Annotated in this window: 25 protein-coding genes; 6 read left to right on the top strand and 19 right to left on the bottom strand. The window is 50.4% G+C overall.

Features of this window, described 5'->3' with window-relative positions:
* Positions 1-19 precede the first annotated feature (19 nt).
* The 10 genes from GOB58_RS08255 to GOB58_RS08210 all read right to left on the bottom strand — a co-directional run bounded on the left by GOB58_RS08255 (position 20) and on the right by GOB58_RS08210 (position 9,477).
* Positions 20-514 (bottom strand): DUF934 domain-containing protein, encoded by a 495-nt coding sequence (locus GOB58_RS08255; protein ID WP_173559887.1) that lies wholly within the window; start codon positions 512-514, stop codon positions 20-22.
* Positions 501-2,195, bottom strand: a complete 1,695-nt coding sequence (locus GOB58_RS08250; protein WP_173559886.1) for a nitrite/sulfite reductase — start codon at positions 2,193-2,195, stop codon at positions 501-503. Before GOB58_RS08250 ends, GOB58_RS08255 begins: the two co-directional genes overlap by 14 nt.
* Before the next feature lie 49 nt (positions 2,196-2,244).
* The gene (locus GOB58_RS08245) at positions 2,245-2,565 is read right to left on the bottom strand and encodes a DUF2849 domain-containing protein (RefSeq protein WP_086554196.1); all 321 of its coding nucleotides are present in this window, start codon (positions 2,563-2,565) and stop codon (positions 2,245-2,247) included.
* 128 nt (positions 2,566-2,693) lie between these two features.
* The gene (locus tag GOB58_RS08240) at positions 2,694-3,755 is read right to left on the bottom strand and encodes a sulfate/molybdate ABC transporter ATP-binding protein (protein ID WP_173559885.1); all 1,062 of its coding nucleotides are present in this window, start codon (positions 3,753-3,755) and stop codon (positions 2,694-2,696) included.
* Positions 3,752-4,555 (bottom strand): sulfate ABC transporter permease, encoded by an 804-nt coding sequence (locus GOB58_RS08235; protein ID WP_173559884.1) that lies wholly within the window; start codon positions 4,553-4,555, stop codon positions 3,752-3,754. The genes GOB58_RS08240 and GOB58_RS08235 overlap by 4 nt, the downstream gene beginning before the upstream one ends.
* Complete coding sequence (gene cysT / locus GOB58_RS08230; RefSeq protein ID WP_086554193.1) at positions 4,552-5,403, bottom strand: sulfate ABC transporter permease subunit CysT; 852 nt, start codon at positions 5,401-5,403, stop codon at positions 4,552-4,554. The genes GOB58_RS08235 and cysT overlap by 4 nt, the downstream gene beginning before the upstream one ends.
* Before the next feature lie 49 nt (positions 5,404-5,452).
* Positions 5,453-7,333, bottom strand: a complete 1,881-nt coding sequence (gene cysC, locus GOB58_RS08225; protein WP_173559883.1) for an adenylyl-sulfate kinase — start codon at positions 7,331-7,333, stop codon at positions 5,453-5,455.
* 24 nt (positions 7,334-7,357) lie between these two features.
* A complete protein-coding gene (gene cysD, locus GOB58_RS08220) occupies positions 7,358-8,152 on the bottom strand; it encodes a sulfate adenylyltransferase subunit CysD (protein WP_086554191.1) in 795 nt (264 codons plus the stop codon).
* Positions 8,153-8,205: 53 nt separating this feature from the next.
* Positions 8,206-8,892, bottom strand: coding sequence for a phosphoadenylyl-sulfate reductase (locus tag GOB58_RS08215; protein WP_086635355.1), 687 nt, complete (start codon positions 8,890-8,892; stop codon positions 8,206-8,208).
* 273 nt (positions 8,893-9,165) lie between these two features.
* Entirely contained in the window at positions 9,166-9,477 is a 312-nt protein-coding gene (locus GOB58_RS08210; RefSeq protein ID WP_242005274.1) for a putative hemolysin, read from the bottom strand.
* 223 nt (positions 9,478-9,700) lie between these two features.
* Here GOB58_RS08210 and bioB point away from each other — a divergent pair, with 223 nt between their 5' ends.
* From bioB to GOB58_RS08190, 4 genes are read left to right on the top strand one after another with little or no spacing between them, the layout of a single operon-like run.
* On the top strand, positions 9,701-10,723 hold the full coding sequence (gene bioB, locus GOB58_RS08205; RefSeq protein WP_173559882.1) for a biotin synthase BioB: 1,023 nt from the start codon (positions 9,701-9,703) through the stop codon (positions 10,721-10,723).
* 25 nt (positions 10,724-10,748) lie between these two features.
* Positions 10,749-11,390: a 7-carboxy-7-deazaguanine synthase gene (gene queE / locus GOB58_RS08200; protein WP_086635357.1), complete on the top strand. Its 642-nt coding sequence runs from the start codon at positions 10,749-10,751 to the stop codon at positions 11,388-11,390.
* A gap of 3 nt (positions 11,391-11,393) precedes the next feature.
* Entirely contained in the window at positions 11,394-12,122 is a 729-nt protein-coding gene (queC, locus tag GOB58_RS08195; RefSeq protein ID WP_086554187.1) for a 7-cyano-7-deazaguanine synthase QueC, read from the top strand.
* A complete protein-coding gene (locus GOB58_RS08190; RefSeq protein ID WP_173559881.1) occupies positions 12,115-12,645 on the top strand; it encodes a 6-pyruvoyl trahydropterin synthase family protein in 531 nt (176 codons plus the stop codon). The genes queC and GOB58_RS08190 overlap by 8 nt, the downstream gene beginning before the upstream one ends.
* Before the next feature lie 9 nt (positions 12,646-12,654).
* Here the strand turns inward: GOB58_RS08190 and GOB58_RS08185 are convergent, their stop codons facing one another.
* The 3 genes from GOB58_RS08185 to fabI all read right to left on the bottom strand — a co-directional run bounded on the left by GOB58_RS08185 (position 12,655) and on the right by fabI (position 16,340).
* Complete coding sequence (locus GOB58_RS08185) at positions 12,655-14,169, bottom strand: malate:quinone oxidoreductase (RefSeq protein ID WP_086554185.1); 1,515 nt, start codon at positions 14,167-14,169, stop codon at positions 12,655-12,657.
* A 250-nt stretch (positions 14,170-14,419) separates the two neighbouring features.
* Positions 14,420-15,493 carry a chorismate synthase gene (gene aroC / locus GOB58_RS08180; protein ID WP_173559880.1) on the bottom strand — a complete coding sequence of 358 codons (1,074 nt, stop codon included), beginning with the start codon at positions 15,491-15,493 and terminating at the stop codon, positions 14,420-14,422.
* Between the two features lie 10 nt (positions 15,494-15,503).
* The gene (gene fabI / locus GOB58_RS08175; protein WP_173559879.1) at positions 15,504-16,340 is read right to left on the bottom strand and encodes an enoyl-ACP reductase FabI; all 837 of its coding nucleotides are present in this window, start codon (positions 16,338-16,340) and stop codon (positions 15,504-15,506) included.
* Between the two features lie 197 nt (positions 16,341-16,537).
* Between fabI and pdxH the strand changes: the two genes are divergently transcribed.
* Together pdxH and GOB58_RS08165 are read left to right on the top strand one after the other, a co-directional pair.
* Positions 16,538-17,164, top strand: a complete 627-nt coding sequence (gene pdxH / locus GOB58_RS08170; RefSeq protein ID WP_173559878.1) for a pyridoxamine 5'-phosphate oxidase — start codon at positions 16,538-16,540, stop codon at positions 17,162-17,164.
* 43 nt (positions 17,165-17,207) lie between these two features.
* Positions 17,208-18,086 carry a universal stress protein gene (locus GOB58_RS08165; protein WP_086635362.1) on the top strand — a complete coding sequence of 293 codons (879 nt, stop codon included), beginning with the start codon at positions 17,208-17,210 and terminating at the stop codon, positions 18,084-18,086.
* A gap of 38 nt (positions 18,087-18,124) precedes the next feature.
* Here the strand turns inward: GOB58_RS08165 and GOB58_RS08160 are convergent, their stop codons facing one another.
* The 6 genes from GOB58_RS08160 to GOB58_RS08135 are packed head-to-tail and all read right to left on the bottom strand — an operon-like array spanning position 18,125 to position 24,092.
* Positions 18,125-18,940, bottom strand: coding sequence for an MBL fold metallo-hydrolase (locus tag GOB58_RS08160; protein ID WP_086635363.1), 816 nt, complete (start codon positions 18,938-18,940; stop codon positions 18,125-18,127).
* Positions 18,941-18,959: 19 nt separating this feature from the next.
* On the bottom strand, positions 18,960-19,748 hold the full coding sequence (locus GOB58_RS08155; protein ID WP_173559877.1) for a TatD family hydrolase: 789 nt from the start codon (positions 19,746-19,748) through the stop codon (positions 18,960-18,962).
* Between the two features lie 3 nt (positions 19,749-19,751).
* Positions 19,752-21,290, bottom strand: a complete 1,539-nt coding sequence (metG, locus tag GOB58_RS08150; RefSeq protein WP_173559876.1) for a methionine--tRNA ligase — start codon at positions 21,288-21,290, stop codon at positions 19,752-19,754.
* A complete protein-coding gene (locus tag GOB58_RS08145) occupies positions 21,287-22,243 on the bottom strand; it encodes a DNA polymerase III subunit delta' (protein WP_173559875.1) in 957 nt (318 codons plus the stop codon). The genes metG and GOB58_RS08145 overlap by 4 nt, the downstream gene beginning before the upstream one ends.
* A gap of 1 nt (position 22,244) precedes the next feature.
* Positions 22,245-22,877, bottom strand: a complete 633-nt coding sequence (gene tmk, locus GOB58_RS08140; RefSeq protein WP_086635366.1) for a dTMP kinase — start codon at positions 22,875-22,877, stop codon at positions 22,245-22,247.
* 3 nt (positions 22,878-22,880) lie between these two features.
* The gene (locus tag GOB58_RS08135; protein WP_173559874.1) at positions 22,881-24,092 is read right to left on the bottom strand and encodes a D-alanyl-D-alanine carboxypeptidase family protein; all 1,212 of its coding nucleotides are present in this window, start codon (positions 24,090-24,092) and stop codon (positions 22,881-22,883) included.
* Positions 24,093-24,096 lie beyond the last annotated feature (4 nt).

Here is a 24,096-nt window from a genome sequence, read left to right as displayed (position 1 = left end):
GGTCAGAAATGAGACAGCTCTAAAAAAGACGGCGACGCAAAGCAAAGCCTTCAGCGCGTTCGTTCTGCACTGAGGGCTGGTAAGCTACGGTAAAGGCTTTATGCGCACGCTCCCATGCGGCGACATCAGCCCCTTCAGGCAGAACAACATCGGTTACACCACAACGCAGCAAAAACTCATACTGGTCAGGCAGGATATGACCAGATGCGCGAATATCACCGGCAAACCTGAGATGCTCGCGCAAAGCACGCGCCTGGGTAAAACCACGACCATCACGAAACACAGGAAATACCACCTCTACGGCATCAAGCTGAGAGACAAAATTCCGTAAGCTCTCAACCTCATCACCAGAGGCCAGGACGACACCAAGACGCCCCTCTCTGCCATTTTTCTGCCCGATACCAGCATCAAGCTGACTGAGCGGTACAAGGATATCCCCCGATGGCAGAGTATCCTGCTCTGAAACTACAACCCAGGTATCATCCTGAATCTGACCATTTTTAAGCAGAGGCATAAACGGCATCCTTGAACAGTGCATTACCTAAACGGCGGCACGTCTCAATAAACTGCTCACCGGCCTTACGGCTGGCAAGATAGGTGTCAATGATACGTGCAATCGCATCAACGGTTTCATCTTCAGACAGTGCTGAGCCGAGGATCTGCCCGATGGACACTTCGCTCTGGTCAGACGCGCCACCAAGAGTAATCTGAAACGCTTCCTGTCCGCGTTTATCTACACCGAGAATGCCGATATGACCAGCATGGTGATGACCACAGGCATTAATGCAGCCCGAAATATTCAGGCGCAAAGTGCCAATTTCGCGCTGCAGCTCGGGGCTGGAGAAGCGTTCGCTGATTTTCTGAGAGATGGGAAGGGAGCGCGCATTAGCAAGCGAGCAGTAATCCAGCCCCGGGCAGGCAATAATATCAGTAATAAAGCCCGCATTTGCAGTTGCCAGAGCATAGGTCTGAAGGGTTTTCCACAGCGCATAGAGCGCATCCTGGCGCACATGACCCAGCACAACGTTTTGCACGTGTGTAATACGCAGCTCACCAAAACTGTACTGATCAGCAAGATCAGCCAGAACATTCATCTGTTCAGCCGTCACATCGCCGGGAATACCACCCGGAGGTTTGCATGAGACGGTAACAGAAATATAGCCAGGCTGTTTATGCTGATGCGTATTGGTATTAACCCAGGCATCAAACTCCTGGTCAGCTTTACGCTGATGAGCAAGCTTCTCTGCCGCATCTTCAGGAGGCAGAAAAACAGGAGCACCAAAACGGGCACGGATATCCTCCACCACGCTTTCAGGCAGTTTGTAGCGGGCTTTATCCATCGCAGCGAATTCGGCATTAACATGCTCAAGGAATTTTTCGGCACCAAGAGCCTGCACCAGAATTTTAATACGAGCCTTATAGATATTATCGCGACGGCCAAAAGCATTATACACACGCAAAATCGCCTCAAGGTAAGCGATCAGATGTTCTTCAGGCAGGTCGTCACACAGCTTAACGCCGACAACGGGGGTACGCCCAAGGCCACCACCGACATAAACCTCGAAAACAGTACGGCCATCTTTGCCCGGATGCGCTTTAAGGCCAATATCATGGAAACGTGCTGCAACACGGTCTCTTGGGCTGCCTGAAATAGCAATTTTGAACTTACGCGGCAGAAAGGTGAATTCCGGGTGCAGGGTAGACCACTGACGCAAAATTTCAGCATATACACGCGGGTCGAGCACCTCATCACTGGCGGCACCGGCAAACTGATCTGCCGTTACGTTGCGGATACAGTTGCCGCTTGTCTGAATAGCGTGCATTTCAGTTTCGGCCAGAAGCTCAAGAATTTCCGGCGTATCTTCAAGCTTAATCCAGTTAAACTGAATGTTCTGCCTGGTGGTAAAATGCCCGTATCCCCGGTCATAACGCTCTGCGATATGCGCCAGAGTGCGCATCTGTGAAGAGCTGACAACACCATAGGGAATAGCAACACGCAGCATGTATGCATGGAGCTGCAGATAAAGGCCATTCATCAGTCGAAGCGGTTTAAACTCTTCTTCCGTCAGCTCACCGGACATACGGCGTGCCACCTGGTCACGAAACTGGGCAATGCGCTGCTTTAAAAAAGCTTTATCAACAGCATCATAAGAATAGCGCCCGACAGACAGGGCAGGGTGAGGAGTTTGGGGCATTTTTTACCGACTTTGACTGAAGAAGAAAAATAAAATCCAGACAGGCAGATCAGGAGGCCGAAGGAGCAAACTGAGGGTGTGTGCTTGGGCCATCAGCACGTATAATTTCACGTGTTGTCACAGGCACCGGCCCCGCATCTGTCAGAGTGACCTGCACCCCATAAATGCCAACCAGACCTTCCTGCTGAGCCAGACCCTGATATTTGGGCAGAATCTGCTCAATTTCAGTATTATCAAACACTCTGGCCTGTTTGAGGAAAGGCTGCCACGATCCATCTGCCGCCAGCCAGACAATACGACCATCAAGCAGATTGTTCGCGGTCAGAACACTCGACCCTTCTGTGTCACGGCGGTTATTTCTACGGTCCATTTCACACTCTCACAACACATCTGAAGCCAGGCCGGCAGAAATTCACGCCGGCATATCGTTGATAAAATACTGTTATCTGACGAAAAACAGCCAGTATATACTGCATAATAACAGTTTTTTACGTGAAATCAAACAATCCTCTGTCCATTTCTGAAAAGACGGGCCTCTGCAATATTTAACCCCTGGCAGGAATCAGAAATGGACTGGTGCTTTGTATGCACCGGAAAAAATACTGGCACACTACGCTCAGGCAACTGTGCTGAATAATGCAGAAAACCATTGCGCCGGCCATGACGCACCAGCGCAATCTTACCCCCGGTTGCTGCATTTTCAGGAAAAATCTCAAACGGTCGTATCATTGCTTCTGCCGGGCCGGCAGGACATGAGGTTGCAAACGGCAAAACACCGGCTTCGTCAGGTATAAAAAGACCTGTATCAGCCTGGATGACACCTTTGAAACTGACGGCTTCTCCCAGAAACTCCATCACAAAGGCTGTTTCGGGTGCTTCATCAAGCTGGGCCGGGCTTGCATTCTGCACAATACGCCCGTGCTGCATCACGACAATACGATCCGCAACTTCAAGTGCTTCTTCCTGATCATGAGTGACGAGAATAGTTGTCAGGCCAAGCTGATCATGTAACGCACGAAGCCAGGTTCTGATTGCACGGCGCACAATCGGATCAAGAGCACCAAAAGGCTCATCAAGCAGCAACACATCAGGACGCGTTGCGAGCGCACGGGCAAGGGCCACGCGCTGACGCTGACCGCCAGACAGGCGGGAAGGGTAAGCCTTACCCAGATCAGGAATCTGCATAAGGTCTAATAATTCCTGCACACGAGCCGAAATCTCAGATGCTGACGGACGCTGCGCCTTTGACAAAACATCCAGGCCGAAACTGATGTTACGGGCAACTGTCATATGCGGAAAAAGTGCGTAGCTCTGAAACACAAAACCGACTTTTCCCGCTCTCTCCTGAATGCTGGCCAGGGTCTCTCCGTTCAGGGAAACAGTTCCTGAATCATATTTATCAAGGCCGGCGATAGCGCGCAAAAGGGTGGTTTTACCTGCACCTGATGGCCCGACAAGGGCAACAAATGCACCGCTTTCGACTGACAATGACACATCACTGAGTAATATGCGCTCACTACCGGGAGCACATCTGATCAGGTTTTCAACAACAACACTCATGAGGGATCTTCCCGGGTGCGGTTCATAAAATCAGGAAGTGAACGTAAAAAAACAACGGTCATCGACATAAATGCAAGCAGAGCTGCCATCGTGAAGGCTGCCACCGTCTGATAACCATTATACAGGCTTTCAATATGTAAAGGCATTGTTTCTGTCAGTCCCGGGATATGCCCTGACACCACAGAAACCGCACCAAACTCGCCCATTGCACGGGCTGTTGTCATGAGAACACCAGAAAATAACGCGACCCGTGCACCAGGCAATGTCACTCTGAACAAAATTTGCCAGAACCCTGCACCTGCCAGAGTTGCGGCCTCTTCAGCATCGCGTCCCTGCTGCTCCATCAATGGGATAAGTGTGCGCACAACATAGGGCAGGGTAACAAATAATGTCGCCAGAATGATACCAGGCACCGCAAAAGCGATCTGGATCCCCATACGATCAAGTGCAGAACCCCACCAGCCCTGCGCACCAAACAACAAAAGCCAGACCAGACCAGAAACAACAGGAGAAATGCTCAGAGGTAGTTCGACCAGCACCAGCAACAGACCTCGCCCCGGAAAACGAAAGCGGGTCAGAAGCCAGGCTGCAAGAATGCCAAATATCGTATTCAGCACGACCGCAACCACAGTCACCTCAAGTGTCAGCTCAATCGCTGCAATACCATCCGGGTCCTGAAGCGTTTTCAGAGCGGGCATAATGCCATGACTCAGTGCTTCAGCAAGAATAACAGCTGGTGGCATCAGCAAAACCAGGCCTATCAGGCCCCAGGTTGCGCACCACAGAAAAAAGCGGGTCATGATGCAGATGTCCAGACTGAGAGTTTTTTGCGAACGGCGCCGACAAAAATCAGAGACAGAAAAGAAATAAGCAACAAAATAAGAGCGATAGCCGTAGCACCGGAATAATCGAACTCCTGCAGGCGCACGACAATAAGTAAAGGTGCTATTTCACTTTTAAACGGCTGATTACCTGCAATAAAAATAACAGAGCCATATTCGCCCATACCCCGCGCAAAAGCGAGGCCAAATCCGGTTATAACTGTGGGGATAAGGGGTGCGAGCAGAACCCGTCCTATAACCTGCCGGGGTCTGGCGCCAAGAAGTCTGGCTGCCTCTTCAAGCTCGTGGGGCAGGTTTTTTAAAACAGGCTCAATTGTCCTGACCATAAAAGGCAGGCCAACAAACATAAGAGCCAGAACAATACCCGTGCGGGTATAGGCAACATCAATGCCTATTTTGGACAGAGGAGCACCAAGCCAGCCTCTGGGGCTGTAGAGCGTAGCCAGTGTAATGCCTGACACCGCAGTTGGAATAGCAAGTGGCAGATCAATCAGAGCATCAGCCATTTTACGGCCAGGAAGATGACCGCGAACCAGCATCCATGCCAGAAACAAACCCAGAGGAATATTTAAGAGTGCAGCAGCAACCGCACTCGAAAAACTGGTCCATAACGCTGCAAACATACGTGTATCATGCAGCTCGTTCAAAACCATGCCAAAACCATTTTGCCAGGGACGTAATGCCAGAGCAAAAAGAGGCAAAATAATAAAAAAACCGGTCCAGACGAGTGTCACAGTAAGTGACAGACGATAGCCGGGCAGGGTGGAATCTCCTCCCTGCCAGAAGAGAGCAAAAGCTTTTTTCATTTTTCCGGCTACCATAAGCAAGCGTTAGCCCATGACACTAAACAGGTGACTACAGAGTTTTACGCGCAGATGCAGCAAGAGCTACATTGCCTTTAATAAAGTCTGTCAGTTTTTTTACACCCGCATCAGCACCATTGTCAGCTGTTTCAAGGCGCAGGGCAGGACTTTCAGGAGCTTCATACGGCGCATCGATACCGGTGAAACCTGAAATTTTTCCGGCACGGGCTGCTGCATATAACCCTTTAGGGTCACGCTGTTCACACACAGAAAGAGCAGCATCAACAAAGACTTCATTAAAATCTGAGCCAATAATCTGCTGTGCGAGAGCACGATCAGAACGTAACGGGGAAATCAGGGCGACAAGAACAACCTGACCTGCATCACTCAGAATTCTGGCCACTTCAGCTGCACGACGAACATTTTCTGTCCGGCTTTCTTCTGAAAAACCAAGGTCTTTGCACAGGCCTGCACGCAGCGTATCCCCATCAAGCACACTTACATTAAGGCCCTGAGCAAAAAGCTGAGCCTCAGCACCGCGGGCCAGAGTACTTTTCCCTGAGCCGGAAAGCCCGGTCAGCCAGTACACGCCACTGCGATGACCAGCCTGACGTGCACGGTCAGCCTGCGTTACTCGGCTTGCACTGGGGTGAATAGCATTTTCGCCCTGAGCAACTGCAGCAGCACCAATCAGCGGTGCACCGCCAACGATACGCTGCTGACGATCAACCAGAACACCACGACCATCAGCGGTACCCGGTGTAAAAGGGTCAAACAGAATATTTTCTGAAGCGGCAAGTGTAACCTCAGCAAAACCTTCAGCAGGCACTTCATCGCCAGGGTTCTGTGTCAGATTCTCAAGGTCAAGCACACTGTCAATCGATGCAATTGTTACATCATGCTCTGCTGTCGCCAGGCGCAGCTTAAAGCTCTCACCAACATGCAGCGGTTCCTGACGCAGCCAAAACAGACGGGCTTTAATGCGTGATGCACTCACAGGAGATGCCTCGGGCTGAAACAGAATATCACCACGATCGGGGATAACATCCGGCTCAAGCGTTACAGCGACAGACTGCCCTGAAACGGCAGAAATCTGCGGGGCTGTGTGCCAGCTTTCGATAGAGGCAATACGGGCAGGTGTTTTCTGTGTGCCAATAATGACCGTTTCACCAACGCGAACACGACCACGTTCGATACGACCGGCAACATAGCGTTTATCTCCGAAACGATAAACATCCTGCACCGGCAGACGCAGAGGCAGCTCGTTACGGGATTCAGGTGAGGGAACAGCTGACAGCGCTTCTGTCAGTGTCGGACCTTTGTACCATGGTGTACGCTCTGAACGTGCCGCAATATTATCACCATCACGAGCAGAAGCCGGAACAAAAACGGCAGCTTTCAGATGCAGTTTCTCCAGCAGGTCAGTCACTGACTTCTGAACGGCCTCAATTTTTTTCTGATCAAAATCAAGAAGATCAGCTTTATTAAGCAAAACGATGACATGCCTGATGCCGATAAGATGCAGCAACATTGCATGACGACGTGTCTGCTCCTGAGCGCCTTCGGCTGCATCAACAACCAGCACAGCGGCCTCTGCATCGGCGGCACCGGTTATCATATTACGCAAAAACTGACGATGGCCGGGGGCATCAACAATAACAAATTCACGTTTGTTCAGATGAAACGGGATACGGGTTGAATCAACCGTAACGCCCTGGTCACGTTCAATCTGCAAAGAATCGAGCAGAAAGCTCCACTCAATTTTGAGGCCACGTTTTTTAGATGATTCAATAATCTGGGCGACCTTACCATCCTGCAGATTATCTGTATCGTGCAGCAGCCGGCCAATAAAAGTAGATTTACCATGATCGACATGGCCAACAATAACAATTGGCGTTGCTGCTTCGTGAGAAAAAGTATTGCTCTGGGTCATGATCTTTCCTGTCCGCACTAAATATCAGAGATAACCTGCAACACGCAGACGTTCGAAGGCATCTTCAGACTCATGATCCATCGCGCGGCCTGAACGCTCAGATGTCCGTGTCGTTTCCAGCTCTGCAATAACCTCAGCAAGTGTTGAGGCATTACTTTCAACCGGACTGGTAATATCCTGATCACCCAGAGAGCGATAACGTTTACCATCTTTTGCAAAATACAGATCGACCAGGGGGATACCTTCACGCTCGATGTAACGCCAGATATCAATCTCTCTCCATGAAAGAAGAGGGTGAACACGAATATGCATACCTTCTTCATGCGGGGTGGCATACTGGTCCCAGAACTCGGGAGGCTGATTGCGGATATCCCATTTATGGCTGGCACCACGAGGGCTGAAAACGCGCTCTTTAGCACGGGTACCCTGTTCGTCACGACGAATGCCGGCAATAACACCCTGCAGGCGGTGCTTCTCAATCATAGCCGCAAGACCAGCCGTTTTACGGGCAGCCGAACGGGCAGCCGGAGGAAGAGAAGGGTCCATTTCCTCTACAGGCGGGCAATCCCCAAGGAGCAGATCAAGCTCCCATTTTTTTGTATATTCATCGCGAAATTCGTACATTTCACGAAATTTTTTGCCTGTATCAACATGCATGACAGGAAAAGGCACACGACCCAGAAAGGCTTTTTTCGCCAGCCACACCATGACGTTTGAGTCTTTGCCCAGAGACCATAACATGGCCAGAGGACGCAATTTACGATAGGCCTCACGCAGAATGAAAATGCTCTGAGCCTCAAGCTGATCTAAATGGTCCATAATGGATAAAAACCTGTTTCTAAAAAGTAAATTAAACCGTCACAGCATGCACCTTAGCGGGCTGTGTGAATACCGCATTCTGTCTTGGCAAGGCCGGCCCATCGTCCTGACCGTGCATCCTGCCCCTCTTTTACAGAATGTGTGCATGGCGCACATCCGATTGAAGGGTAACCCTCAGCAACCAGGGGGTGCGGAGGCAGGTCACGACGCACCATTTCCTGCCTGATCTCATCAGCTGACCATGCGGCAAGAGGATTGAGACGAACCTGGCCGTCATCTTTAACTTCGACAACAGACAAGGCCTGCCGTGTTATGGCCTGACCACGTTTACGCCCGGTAACAAGCACAGGATAAGGCAGGCAGGCCGTATCAAGCGGCTCAACTTTGCGAATACGGCAACAGGCGTCAGGGTCGAAAGCCCACAGCTCACCTGTAGGATCGAATTCGGCAATTCGGGCAGGGGGCGGAGCCGCGTCCTGCACGTTTGTCAAACCCAGTCTCTCAGCCAGCTCCTTACGGTAACGTAAAGTCTCAGGAAAATGCTGACCTGTTTGCAGAAAAATCACAGGCAAAGCCGGATCAGCCTCAGCGACGAAGGCCAGCAACAGCGCAGATTCAGCGCCAAAAGATGACATGACAGCAATCTTACCAGGCAGCAGTTCAGATGCCCGCCTTAAAAGATTAACCGGATCGTCTTCTGATTTCTTCAGTTCCTGAAGCACACTGGCTGTGACTGTCATCTGATTTCCCTCAAAAACAGGGTCTATGTTCTGATAGTGACTTATTCATTCGTAGTTTGAAATGCAAGCAACCAAATAATTCACTTTCTGATCAGTATTTAAGATTTTAACCGGATTAATGAAAAAAATTATAAAAATTCCACTTCAATAGCGTTGAACCCACAAATTACATATGGTGCTCTCCCGTCGTATTATCATTTAGTTGGCATAATATATCTTATAGGATTTATATATCAGAGGGGGAAACCGATAGTCTCCCGCAACTGAATAATGTTATTTCGATGCTCCTGCCGCTGCCTGATCAGGATTGTTCTGACGAAACAAGGTCCACTGTTCGGTCACTGTACCATCTGGCAAGTGGCAGTATGTTATCTGTCCCTTGCTTTCATTGCGTATCTCAATAGTCCCTTTCTGCTTTATGCAATACACGGTTGCAGGATTAGGCACTCTCAGAGTGCGAACCTGTGTCGTCTTGGTCAGAGATGCATCGGCAGATGGTTGATCAGGATGGCTGCATGCTGTCAGTCCTGCTGCCAGTGCGAAAATAACCATTCCCTTTTTAAAAGATGAAAAATGAATCTGCATATCCTTGAGATACCCCCTTAAATTTCAAGAGAAATGACCTGATATATAAGATCATTTAACACTTTTTTTACTGCTTATTATGAACTATAACTTAAAAAATTAACAGGTGCAGGCCGGACTTCCTTCTCTGTAGCAGAGGGCATCTCTCCTGCTGGCTTTCATGTTATAAAGCGACTATACTCGCCCCATTCTCTATCTCTCAATATTCAGGATTGCATATATTATGGCTGACGGTTCGCCTATCGCCCCCTTCTCTTCTGGTGCACCCCAGTGTCGCAATGACTGGACTGTTGCTGAAATTCAGGCCCTGCTTGACCTCCCGTTTCCTGAGCTGATGTTTCGTGCACAGGCAATACATCGTGCCAGCTTTGACCCGACCGATATTCAGATCTCAACTCTTCTCTCTATTAAAACCGGTGGATGCCCTGAGGACTGTGCCTACTGCCCACAAAGCGCCAGGCATGAAGAAAGCGTGAAAGCTGACCGTCTGATGGCGGTTGAAAAAGTTCTGGAAGAAGCACGTAAAGCAAAAAGCGCAGGTGCAAGCCGCTTCTGCATGGGGGCCGCCTGGCGTTCGCCTAAAGAGCACGACCTGGAAACAGTCTGCTCTATGATTGAGGGCGTGAAGGAACTGGGACTTGAGACCTGTGTAACGCTGGGTATGCTCGATACAGACCAGGCTGAGAAACTTAAAAAATCAGGCCTCGATTATTATAACCACAACCTTGATACATCTCCTGAATTTTACGGTGAAATTATTACAACCCGCACCTATCAGGATCGTCTGGATACACTCTCAAACGTACGTGACGCAGGTATTAACGTCTGTTGTGGCGGTATTGTCGGCATGGGAGAAAATGAAACAGACCGTGCTGGCCTGATTGCTGCCCTGGCTACCCTGCCCGTTCACCCTGAAAGCGTGCCCATTAACCTGCTTGTACGCGTTAAAGGAACCCCTCTGGGTGAAGCTGAAACCGTTGATCCCATAGATTTTGTACGCATGATTGCTGTTGCACGAATCACCATGCCAAAAAGTCGTGTGCGTCTGGCAGCAGGTCGTGAAAACATGAGCGATGAGACACAGACCCTGTGCTTCCTGGCGGGTGCTAACTCAATCTTCTACGGTGAACGCCTGCTCACAACCCCAAACCCTCAGGCGCAGAGAGATCGTAAGCTGCTTGATCGTCTTGGTATGCATACAACAGGTATCGGCCTGGATGCCGTACCAGTACACGCACCTGCATGAGCAACCATAAACCGGCTTTTATTTGATGACGTATTCAGTAAAGGAAATCTTTCTGACACTTCAGGGTGAAGGTGGTCAGGCCGGACGAGCCGCCGTGTTTTGCCGTTTCACAGGATGCAACCTGTGGAGCGGTCGCTCTGAAGACCGTGAAAAAGCACAGTGCCAGTTCTGCGATACTGATTTTATCGGCACCGATGGCCCTGGCGGCGGTAAGTTTGAAACAGCTGAAAATCTTGCCTCTGCCATTGCTTTGCAGTGGCCTGCTGATAGCGATTCTTACAGCCATCGGCTCGTTGTTTTTACCGGGGGCGAGCCACTCCTTCAGCTTGATGACGCTCTGATCAGTGCTATGCACAAACAGGGCTTTTCAGTAGCTGTCGAAAGCAATGGCACTATTGCCGCACCCGAAACGATAGACTGGGTATGTATCAGCCCCAAAGCAGGCACTGACCTTGTCCAGACGAGTGGCACTGAGCTGAAGCTGGTTTATCCTCAGCCTGGGCTTGATCCCGCGTCACTTACCGCTCTTGATTTTAAACATTTCTGGCTCCAGCCAATGGATGGCGCCAATCAGCAGGACAACATACAGGCCGCTATCCGCTACTGTCTGCAGCACCCTCAATGGGGTCTGTCTCTGCAAACGCATAAACTGACAGGTATCCCCTAAGTTATGACCTTTCCGTCGCATTATCTGAATGAATCTGCTCTCGTACTATTTTCAGGTGGTCAGGATTCTGCAACGTGTCTCGCCTGGGCGCTGGCTCAGTTCGGCCGTGTCGAAACGCTTGGTTTCGATTACGGTCAGCGCCATGCTATTGAACTTGAGTGTCGCAAAACCCTCAGAGAGGGTATGACGGTGCTTAATCCATTATGGTCTGAACGCCTTGGTGAGGATCACACCCTTGCTCTGGGGGCTCTGGGCGATATTTCTGAAACGGCACTGACACGCAATGCAGAAATTGCGATGGCCGAAAACGGATTGCCCAATACCTTTGTACCCGGCCGCAACATTATTTTTCTGACTTTTGCCGCAGCTCTGGCTGCCCGTCGTGGTATTCGTCATATTATTACCGGCGTGTGCGAAACAGACTATTCCGGCTATCCGGATTGCCGTGACGATACGATTAAAGCCGTGCAGGTCGCGTTAAATCTGGGCATGGAAAGTCGCTACGTGCTGCACACTCCTCTGATGTGGATCGATAAAGCCGAAACATGGCGCCTGGCAGAAAATATTGGCGGGCAATCCCTCGTCACACTCATCAATCAGGAAAGTCATACCTGCTACATGGGTGAACGTGGCCCGGCTCATGCATGGGGGCATGGGTGCGGTCACTGCCCTGCCTGCGACCTGCGCAAAGCTGGATGGGAAAATTATAACGGGCCTGCGCCACATGCCTGATCTTGTTTTTACCCGTCGTTTTTCCATGGGGCACAGACTGATACACGGAGCAAGCGAGCGCTGCGCCCTTCCCCATGGTCACAATGAATTTGTAACTGTGCGCCTCGCCAGCACAAGCCCTGCTCCGCTTGATGGTTCTGGCAATATGCCGGTCTCTTTTCAGCAGGCAAAAAGTACCTGGCATCATTTCATTGATGAAAAACTCGACCATGCCCTGCAACTGGCAGAGGATGACCCGCTACTATTATGGTTTAAAGCAAACGAACCCGAACGTGCTCAGCGCATCGTCGTCACCCCGGGAGATCCCACAACGGAACTCATGGTCTGCCTGATGATGGCAAAGCTCAATGCCTTTTTAAAGGCAGAGGGCGGACTGTTAGTATGCACTGAGGTCTCATTACAGGAGACCCCCACCAACACTGTCACTTTTGATGGTAACCCGGAGGATTTTTTACCTCGCCCCCGGGCACCTGAACAATGCTGGTGGTACAGGCCGGATATGTCGATATCTGACCCGTTATAAGAGGTCTTTTCAGACCTCTGCCCGCCCTGGGTTGTTAAGTTTCAGTATTTCAGATGTCTTCTCACGCAGCTTGCGACACAGTTCAGGATTATCAGCCAGTTTCTGACCGTAAGAAGGCACAATTTCCTTAAGCTTAGCGTCCCATTCAGGCAATTTATCTGCAAAGCATTTCTTTAGCACTGACAGCATAATCGGGGCTGCAGTTGATGCACCGGGAGAAGCACCAAGCAGTGCAGCAACCGAACCATCCTGGCTCGAAATAACCTCAGTACCGAACTGAAGCACGCCACCTTTTGCTGCATCTTTTTTAATAATCTGCACACGCTGGCCTGCTGTAACCAACTCCCAGTCTTCAGCTTGTGCATCAGGAATAAAATCACGCAGCGCGTTAATACGCTCTTTATTTGATTCCATTACCTGCTGAATCAGATACCGTGTCAGGTCCCAGTTATCACGGGCAACCGCCAGCATTGGCAGAATATTGCCTGTTTTAACAGATTTAGGCAGGTCGAGGAGCGAACCTTTTTTAAGGAAGCGTGTTGAGAACCCGGCATATGGTCCGAACAGCAGAGCACGCTTGCCATCGATCATTCTTGTATCAAGATGAGGTACAGACATTGGTGGTGCACCAACTGATGCCTTGCCATACACTTTGGCACCGTGACGCGCGATGATGTCAGGGTTTTTACACCGCAGGAATTGCCCGCTCACCGGGAAACCACCTACACCGCGTGATTCAGGAATACCGGTTTTCTGGAGTAATGGCAGAGCACCACCACCGCACCCGATAAATACAAACTTCGCCTTAACAGTAAACTGTGTGTTGACTGTCAGATTATGCACTCTGAGCTGCCAGCCACCCGCCGGGTCACGTGTAATATCCAGAACATCATGACCGGTGTTAATGGTGCAGTGACCACTCTCTTTAAGATATTTTGTCAGCAGATGTGTTAAGGCGCCAAAGTTAACATCTGTACCATTAAGGCTGCGTGTAACGGCGAGTTTTTCACCAGGTTTACGATTCTGCATCACGAGAGGCATCCACTCTGCCATCTGTGCAGGATCTTCCGAATACTCCATCCCTTCAAACAGCGGGTGCTGACTCAGCGCCTCGTAGCGTTTACGCAAAAATTCAGTATTTTTTTCACCCCATACAAAGCTCATATGCGGGATAGGCGTAATAAAATCCTCTGGATTTTTAATGAACCCGTTTTCAACCAGAAAGCTCCAGAACTGCCTGGAAACCTGAAAGGCCTCATTCACACCGACAGCTTTGCTGATATCAACGCTGCCATCTGGTTTTTGTGGCGTATAATTCAGCTCACAGAGAGCTGAATGCCCTGTGCCTGCATTATTCCATGCATCTGAACTCTCCTGAGCAACATCCTCAAGACGTTCAAAAATGCTGATCTTCCAGTCTGGCTGCAACTGTGTGAGCAGGGTTCCCAGGGTGGCGCTCATCACGCCTCCGCCGATTAAAGCGACATCAACCGAGGATACATTACTGGTTGGGGTGGAACTCATGATGATCTCCGCAAATAACAAACTTTGCTTTTAACCCGCAAACGATACGAAAAGACCTCAAAAAAAAATATCATCTGACAAGCAAAAACATCAGGCTCATACTAAAAGCACCGTTAAGATGGTGAATATATGGCACAGCTTACACCATCTGCCTTCTCATCTCTGCGAGAGGTGGCATGAATTATAAAATTTATTTAGAAAATAGCGCCAGGCAGGGTATCACAATGATACTCCGGCCTGGCACGGGCGCTTAGCGGCCTGTCTGGCCTCTGTGACGCAAAAGATGATCTGCGAGAACACAGGCCATCATAGCTTCACCAACAGGCACCGCCCGAATGCCAACGCAAGGGTCATGACGACCTTTTGTAATAACTTCTTTCTCCACACCATCGCTTGTGACTGATGGTACAGGAGTAAGCATCGAGCTGGTTGGTTTTACTGCAAAACGTGCAACCACTGGCTGACCGGTAGAAATACCACCGAGAATACCCCCTGCATGGTTAGCACCAAACGCAATCTGACCATCTCGCATAAACAGCGGGTCTGCGTTTTCAACTCCGGTTAAGGCAGCAGAAGCAAAGCCATCACCGATTTCAACACCTTTGACAGCATTAATGCTCATAAAAGCCGCTGCCAGATCTGAATCCAGCTTGCCATAAATGGGCGCGCCTAACCCGGCCGGCACGTTCTCGGCCACAACCTCAATCACGGCTCCGGCTGACAGGCCATTTTTACGGATGGTGGTCAGATACTCTTCCCATGCAGGCACGACAGAGGCATCGGGTGAGAAAAAGGGGTTATTGTTGACCTCACTCCAGTCCCACCCTGAGCGATCAATTTTGTGCGGGCCAAGCTGTATCAGGGCTGCACGTATTCTGACCTGCTCACCCAGAATGCGTCTCGCAACAGCGCCGGCAGCGACGCGCATTGCCGTCTCACGTGCAGAAGAGCGGCCACCCCCCCGATAATCACGAATGCCGTATTTAAGGTCATAGGTCAGATCAGCATGACCTGGCCTGTATGTCTGTGCGATGTCACCATAATCTCGTGAACGCTGATCTGTGTTTTCAATCAGAAGAGAAACAGGTGTGCCTGTTGTCTTCCCCTCAAAAACACCCGAAAGAATCCTGACAGCATCGGGCTCCTTACGCTGTGTCGTAAAAGAAGATGTGCCTGGTTTTCTGCGGTCCAGAAAAGGCTGAATATCAGCCTCTGATAAAGCAAGACCAGGCGGACACCCATCGACAACACAGCCAATAGCCGGCCCGTGACTTTCCCCCCAGGTCGTTACACGAAATAAATGCCCAAAAGTATTATGAGACACCACGTTCCTCTTATTCGATGGAAATATCCGGTGCTGAAGGGTTTTTCATACCAACGATGTGATACCCACAATCGACATGATGAACCTCCCCTGTCACACCGGCGGAAAGATCAGACAACATGTAAAGGCCTGCCCCACCAACATCGTCAAGAGAAACATTACGCTCAAGCGGTGAATTATGCTGGTTCCACTTAAGAATGTAGCGGAAATCGCCAATACCACTCGCGGCAAGGGTTTTGATCGGACCTGCCGAAACAGCATTAACACGAATGCCATCAGCCCCAAGATCGGCTGCCATATAACGTACTGACGCCTCAAGAGCTGCTTTGGCAACACCCATCACATTATAATGTGGCATTACCCGTTCTGCGCCAAGATAACTCAGCGTTAAAAGTGAGCCGCCTTTTTTCATCAGCCTTGAAGCACGCTGCGCAACAGCTGTGAAAGAAAAGCATGAAATATCGATTGCCGTAAGGAAAGCTTCTCTTGGTGTATCAACATAACGGCCGCGCAAATATTTTTTATCAGCCCAGCCGATAGCATGCACAACGAAATCGAGCTCTCCCCATTCTTTTTCCAGACGTTCAAACACGGCATCAATAGCCGCTTCATCTGATACATCGCAGGGCAGAACCAGCTGAGAGCCAACACTTTCAGCCAGAGGGCGCAGACGCTTACCTAACGCCTCACCCTGATATGTAAAAGCAAGCTCACCACCCTGAGCCGCTACAGCACGAGCAATAGCCCAGGCGATAGAATGGTCGTTAGCTACGCCCATAATAAGACCTTTTTTGCCCTGCATCAGTGTACCCTGTGTTGTACAGGCTGTCGCGTGCTCTGTTGTCATGCTCTATTCCTCAATTAAAAATATTGGGTTATTTAAAAATACGGGGTCATTTAAAGCCGGAGGCATCTGCCATACCCCAACACCCACTGATTTGCCTTTCCCGAAAACTAAAAGCAAGTGTATTCTCCCGGTTGACAAAGTGAAAACTAAGGCACTGTGTCTGACGAGCGATACCCTGAGAGATAAAAGAGCGACATATGGGCGATTATTCTCAAAATACAGAAAACACTCAGACGCTTCTTGACCTGAAGTCTGACCCCTTCGATTTATTTACTGACTGGATGGAAGAAGCAGAGGTCAGTGAACCATCAGATGCTAATGCTATGGCTCTGGCGACCAGTACACCCGATGGTCACCCTTCCCTTCGGGTTGTTCTCCTCAAGGGTGTCGACCGAAACGGTTTTGTGTTCTACACGAACAAAGAAAGCCGCAAAGGCCTTGAACTGGCAGAAAACCCTTTTGTTTCCCTGCTGTTCCACTGGAAAAGCCTTCGCCGGCAAATCAGAATTGAAGGCACCGTCTCCCCTGTTTCGGAGCAGGAGGCAGATCTCTATTTTGCCAGCCGCAGCAGAATGTCAAGGCTGGGAGCCGTTGCCTCAGACCAGTCACGCCCGCTTGAAAACCGTGAAATCTTTAAAAAACGCATTCAGGAAGCTGAAGAGCGCTACGAAGGACAGCAGGTGCCTCGTCCTGCCAACTGGTCAGGTTACAGAGTGAAGCCTTCAGCCTTTGAGTTCTGGCAGGAGCGTCCCTACAGATTACATGACAGAGCCCGCTGGACACCTGAAGCGAACACCTGGAGCGCGACAAGACTTTATCCCTGATTGTGATATAACAGCCAAAACAGAGTTAAGGAGTGTTACGCTAATGAAAGATGTAAGAAAGATTTTACTTCCTTTACCCAGTACCTCCAACGCAGAAGCCGCGCTGATACGCGGCTATAATTTTGCGCGGCGCTTTCATGCTCATCTTGCTGTTTTGCACATCAGATCTGATGGAAGAGACATAGCTCCCCTGGCCGGCGAAGGCCTGTCTGGTGCTATGGTTGAGGAGCTGATGCGCTCAGCTGAACATGAGAGTGCGCGAACCGCACACGACGTCCATCATCTGTTTGTCAGGTTTGTTGCCGAGCATAAAGATATCGAAGTTGTGCCCCCGCATTCGCCATTCCCGGCTGATAAAGCAAGCATCAGCTTTTGTACGCTAACGGGCAACCCGGCAGAAATTATACCCTATCACGCACGCCTCTCTGACTTCACACTGGTGCCTCATCCTCAGTCCGGCGAAGAAGTGTCTTCTTCAGAAACCCTTCATTCAGTGCTGTTTGACAGTGGTCGCCCGGTTGTTATCGCACCACAAACGCCGACGACCGGCCTTATCAAACGTGTCTGTATCGCATGGAATGGCACAGCAGAGGCCTCATCAGCACTCCGCGCGGCTCTGGCCTGGGCTGTTGGTGCTGACGCCGTGCGTGTTCTCTACTGCGATGACTATCAGCGCAAAGGGCCTGACGTTGCAGATGTTATAGACTATCTGTCATTCCACGATATCAGGGCTGACACTGTAACATTTGCGCCTGTTAATAAAGATGTTGGCAAAGGGCTGCTCGCGGCCTGTAAAGACTTTGATGCTGATATGCTGGTCATGGGTGCTTACTCCCACTCCAGGCTCAGGCAGCTTATCCTTGGCGGTGTAACACGCCATGTCCTGGAGCATGCCGACATCACAGTGCTTATGAGCCGCTGACTTTTATAAATACTCAGAAAACGTGCGTGGAGGAGAAATCAGATCTCTTCCATGTCACGCTCTGCCTGTGGAAGACTGAGTTTCATACCATCCCAGGCCGCCTCAATCCCAGATGGCAGATTTTTCTCCATCCACTGCCAGTCCATATCAGGCCCCATATGCGTAAGAATAATACGCTGTGGTTTTATAATTGCCTGCCACTCGACAATACGCTCAAGCCAGGCATGAGCAACATGTGGCTCGCGCTGAAAACAGCCAACGACCCAGGTTTCCACTCCGGCAAGAGCCTCCAGAGCCTGATCACTTAACTCAACAACATCGGTACTATAGGCAAAACGGCCGCAGCGAAGGCCAGCGGAACTTACCTTGCCGTGTATTTGCCCGAAAATCGTAAAACGATAGCCTGCCATGTTAAAATGACCGTAATCTGGCAAACAATTTGCTTCAACAACAGCCCGAAAAAATGAGGGCGGTGTCCAGGGCTGAAACACATAGCCAAACTTATTCCGGATATCATCGAGTGTTTCACGGCGGGCAAACGCTTTGATCGGCTCTTTTATAACTCTGTTTATCCCACGCACATCATCAAGACCAGCCACATGATCAGCATGGGCGTGCGTGAAAAATAACCAGCGAAAGGCACTGATACCGTTTGACAGAAGCTGATGACGAAGATCAGGCCCGGTATCAATCAGAATATTTTCGCCATTATCCATCTCAAGGAAAATGGAAGCGCGCGTACGCCTGTTGCGGGGTTCAGACGGATCGCAACATCCCCATATGCCTGAACCGTCATCTCCGCCTATCATTGGCACACCAGCTGACCCGCCGCACCCAAGAATGGTGACTTTCATCTCTGAACCACCTGCCCTGTTATGCTGCTTTTCGGAACAGCCTGAAAAAATTCTCAGTCGTCATGCGGGCAAAATCCTCTTCGCTTTGCCCAAACTCACGGGCAAGGCAGGCCGCTGTATGCGCAACAAAAGCAGGCTCATTTCGTTTGCCACGTTTAGGAACAGGCGCAAGATAGGGTGAATCTGTCTCAACCAGCACCCTCTCCCCTGGTAAAGAGCGGGCTACATCGCGAAACTCACCACATTTCGGGAAAGTCGAAATACCAGAAAAACTGACATAACCACCAAGATCAACCACACACCTGGCCAGATCTGCCCCTGATGCAAAACAATGCAGCAACATCGGGAAAGCACCCTGCTCCGTCTCTTCGCGCAGAATATGCGCAATATCGTCATCAGCCTGCCGGGCATGAATAACGAGCGGAAGACCAAGTTCACGGGCAGCGCCAATATGCCGCCTGAAACTCTCCTGCTGCAAAGGTCTGACCGCTTCTTCACCGTGAAAATAATCGAGACCGCTTTCGCCAATACCGATAACTTCCGATGCGCTGGCGATCTGAACGATATCTTCAACCTCAGGCAGAGTTTCTTCCCCGACGGAATCAGGGTGTGTACCCACTGTGCACCATATACGCACATCTGGCGTTGAAAAACGTGTCAGAGATTTTTGCTGAGCCGCACGTGACAGATAGGTCCCTATCGTGACCATACCGCTGACACCTGCGGCCTGAGCTGCGGCAAGCAGCCCCGGTATTTCTTCATCTTTAAAATGATCAAGATGACAGTGAGAATCAATCAGACCGGTCATAACTCAGCCAGCTTCCTGTTCGACATAACGGGGGAAAATACCCTGAGGCGCTGGCAGACTACGACCAGCCGGCAGCAGAACCTCAAGAGCAGCAAAGCTTCTCTCATTTTCATTAACACCCAGCTGCACCAGCATTTTCTCCATGCTCTGAGGCATAAAGGGCTGAAGCACTGTTGCGATACTGCGCAGCGTATCAAGCAGCACACGAAGAACGTCTTTCATACGCTCCTCATCGGTTTTACGGAGTGCCCAGGGTGCCTGATGGTCGATATAGGCATTACCTGCACGAATGACTTTCCACACATCTTCAAGAGCATCAGTCAGAGCACAGGCTGCCATGCGATCACTCAGAAGCTGCGGCAGAAGAGAAGCCTGACCAAGAAGCTGCTTATCTTCATCCGTCAGTACCCTGCGCTCAGGCACGACACCTCCACAGTTACGGGCAACGAGAGAGAGCGTGCGCTGACACAGGTTGCCCAAATCGTTCGCCAGCTCAATGTTATTTCTCATAATCATTGATTTACGTGACAGATCGCTGTCGCCGCCAAAAGGGACTTCACGCAGCAGAAAAAACCTGACGCTATCCAGACCGAATTCTTTTACAAGTTCACGTGGGTCAACAACATTACCCAGTGACTTGCTCATCTTCTGGCCTTCAACAGTCCACCAGCCATTTGCAAAAATCTTCTCAGGCAGCTCAATACCAGCAGCCATCAGGAATGCAGGCCAGTAAACGGCATGAAAACGAGCAATATCTTTGCCAACAAGGTGCAGACTGGCCGGCCAGAAAGCAGCTTTTTCTGCTGACATATCAGGATAATCAAGCGCGCTCAGGTAATTTGCCAGTGCGTCGAACCAGACATACATCACATGGTCTTCGTCACCTGGGACAGGGACACCCCATTTAAAGCTTGTACGGCTGACAGAAAGATCGCGCAGCCCCTGTTTTACAAAGCTGATAATCTCACGACGTGTGCTGTTTGGCCCTAAAAATTCAGGATTTTTCTCATACAGCTCAAGCAGTCTGTCCTGATATTCTGACAGTTTAAAGAAGTAAGACGGCTCCTTAACCCACTCAACCGGGGCACCGGTAGGAGCTGTTTTTACACCATCTGCACCGGTAACAAGCTCGTCCTCACCATAAAAGCACTCATCACGCAGCGCGTACCAGCCCTCATAAGCACCAGAGTAAATGGCACCATTTTCAGCCACTTTCTGCCACAAAGCCTGAGCACTTTTTATATGGCGCGGCTCGGTCGTGCGAATAAAATCGTCGTACGAAATAGCCATTACATCAGCCATATCGCGAAAATCTGCAGAAATACGATCAGTAAAAAGCTGTGGTGCTATGCCAGCATTCTGCGCGGCCTGTTCAACTTTCTGGCCATGTTCATCTGTTCCGGTCAGAAAGAAAACCTCATGCCCGGATAAACGATGAAAACGTGCGAGAACATCTGCCGCAACCGATGTATAAGCGTGCCCGATATGGGGGGCTCCGTTAACATAATAAATCGGCGTTGTGACGTAAAAACGACTGGTCATACTTTACCCGCAATCATCATCGCTTCGAGAAGCGCTTCCTGTTTATCAAGATTAAAATGGTCGGTCTCATTCTGAAGACGCATAACATTCTCCCACGCCTTAGCGAAAAAGACTGACTTTGTCAGTCCCTGCCTGGCTGAAGAACGGGCCTGTTCCTGCAGGACATTTGATAACAGACTGAAAAATAAATTAAAACCATTCTCTTTTTTCAAAACTGTTTCAGCCACTATGTATGCATCACTTACTGAAACACCGTTAAGGGCCTGCTGCACCAGACCCGCCATCTGCCCGCCTTCATCAGCCAGAAGATCAAACACCCGCCCGGGAGAGCCCTGCGCTGCGGATAAAGCCCGCTCAAGCTCAGCCGGTGCTGTGCCCGGCGCCTCACGCGCGATCACGGCTGCCAGCTCGGAAGAGGACAAAGGTTTAAGATCAATACGCTGGCAACGGCTTCGTATTGTTGGCAGCAACCGCCCTGGTGAGGAAGATGTCAGCAACAACAGTGCAGACGGAGGTGGCTCCTCAAGAATTTTCAGTAACGCATTGGCAGCGTTACGGTTCATCCACTCGGCACCATCAACAATCACGACACGCCAGCCGCCCTCCGCCGCAGTGCGATGAAGGAAATCATTAACCGGACGCACCTCGTCCATAACAATTTCACCACGGTAACGCTGGCGTTTTTCGTCATAACTACGACTGATAACAAGCAAATCAGCATGTGTTGCCGCAGAGATGCGACGACCGGCAGGGCTTTCAGCACTTTCCCCTCCCAGCACCATCCGGGCCAGATGAAATGCCAGAGTTGCCTTACCAATGCCCGGAGGGCCAGTCAGCAGCCAGGCATGCGGCATACGCCCTGAACGCTTAGCCTCTGTGAAAAGCTGAATCGCCGACTGATGCCCCTGTAAATGCAGGGAGGACAAACGGGGATCTTCTCCGGGTGACGTCATTCTACGGCAATCTTGATAAAATATGTTCGACGATTACAGCATTTACTTTTTCAGCCGGCATATGCTCTGTACTCAGGACAATAACCCTGTTCTTATTTTGTTCCGCTATCGTGCGAAAGCCCTCCGCCACACGAATATGAAAGTCCTCATCGGACTTTTCATAACGATCCGTAGGCTTACCTCGCGCTGCAAGCCGCCTACGTGCCGTATCACGCGACACTTCAAGCAGAAACGTCATATCAGGCTGACGACCCAGCTGCTTTTGCAGGTTATTAATCAGAGACAACGTTCCTACTTCACCCTCAGCGCGGCCATAGGCCTGATAAGCCAGAGTTGAGTCAGTAAACCTGTCACACACCACCAGCTTACCTGCAGCAAGAGCCGGTTCTATAACCTGATCAACATGATCAAAGCGTGCGGCAAAATGTGTAAGAATTTCAGAGCGGCGCGAAAAGCTGTGCTGACCAAACAGCAAAAGATTACGTAAATCCTCAGCGACTGGTGAGCCTCCTGGTTCACGCGTTACCAGTATATCCAGCCCACGAGCCTGCAAAGCGCGCTCAAGGAGGGCAAGCTGCGTTGACTTACCAACGCCCTCACCACCCTCCAGTGTAATGAAAAGTCCCTTCGTCATATCTTAAAGATGCATCCGGCGGGCAGCACGTCCAAAGACACCAAGAGCTTGTACGCTTTGTCCGACAATAAGCGGCACGGTCATCTGACGGTTACCGGAGAGAGCGATGGTGACTGTTCCCACAGCCTGCCCCTGCACCAGAGGTGCTGGCAAAGGAGACTGATAATCGAACGACACATGGGTATCATTACGCCAGCCATGAGGCAGCAGCAGAGAGACATCCTGAGCAACCATAAGCGGGACTGTTTTTTCATTCCCCATCCAGACAGGAGCCTGGGTCACCACAGTGCCATGCTCAAGAATTCTCGCTGTCTCGAAATTTGCAAACGACCACCCAAGCAAACGCTCACCCTCACGGGCGCGGGCAGATGATGTCGGCATACCGTTAAGTGCCATCACAACCCGACGACCATCACGCAGCGATGACGCACACAGACCAAAACCACCGGCATCTGTGTGGCCGGTTTTCAGGCCATCAGCCAGACCTTTAACAACGAGGGTATTACGATTTTCCTGACGTATCTTGTTAAAGAAGAACTCTTTTTCTGAGAAGAAATGATAATATTCCGGAAAATCATGGATCAGGCGCACTGCCAGATAAGCGACATCCCGCGCTGACATATAATGCCCTTCAGCAGGCCAGCCCGTTGCATTCATAAAGTGCGAATTTTTCAGCCCCAGCTTTTCAGCTGTTGCATTCATCAGAGCGACAAACTGTTCCTCAGAGCCGGAAATGCCCTCCGCCACCACGATACAGGCATCATTTCCTGACTGAATAACCATCCCCTGAATCAGATCCTGAACAGGAACAGACGCACCAAGAGGCACGAACATGCGTGACCCCTGCATACGCCAGGCCCTTTCACTGACCAGCAGAGACTGGTCGAGCTTAAGGCGCCCTGAACGCAGCATCTCGAAAGTGATATAAGCCGTCATCATTTTTGTCAGGGAAGACGGCGGCATGCGCTCATCAGCTGCTTTTTCAAGCAGAACAGAACCGCTGTCATAATCAAGAATGCAGGCCCAGCGTGCAACCGTATCAACCGGACCAACCGGTGTAATCGCGGCACCTGTCGAAACATCTGCAGCCGATGCTTCAGCAGCATGATTCTTTTTTAAAGATGGAGCATGCCCTTTACGAGCCTGTGCTGCCAATGAGTAGCCACTGCCAGCAAGAGCTACCCCTCCTGCAAGAAGAAACCGCCGAGTATGCACGCTG

This window comes from Acetobacter thailandicus, assembly GCF_011516655.1.
GTDB lineage: Bacteria > Pseudomonadota > Alphaproteobacteria > Acetobacterales > Acetobacteraceae > Acetobacter > Acetobacter thailandicus.
Note: the sequence above shows the minus strand (reverse complement) of the source record. Positions and strands in the feature narration are given on the sequence as shown.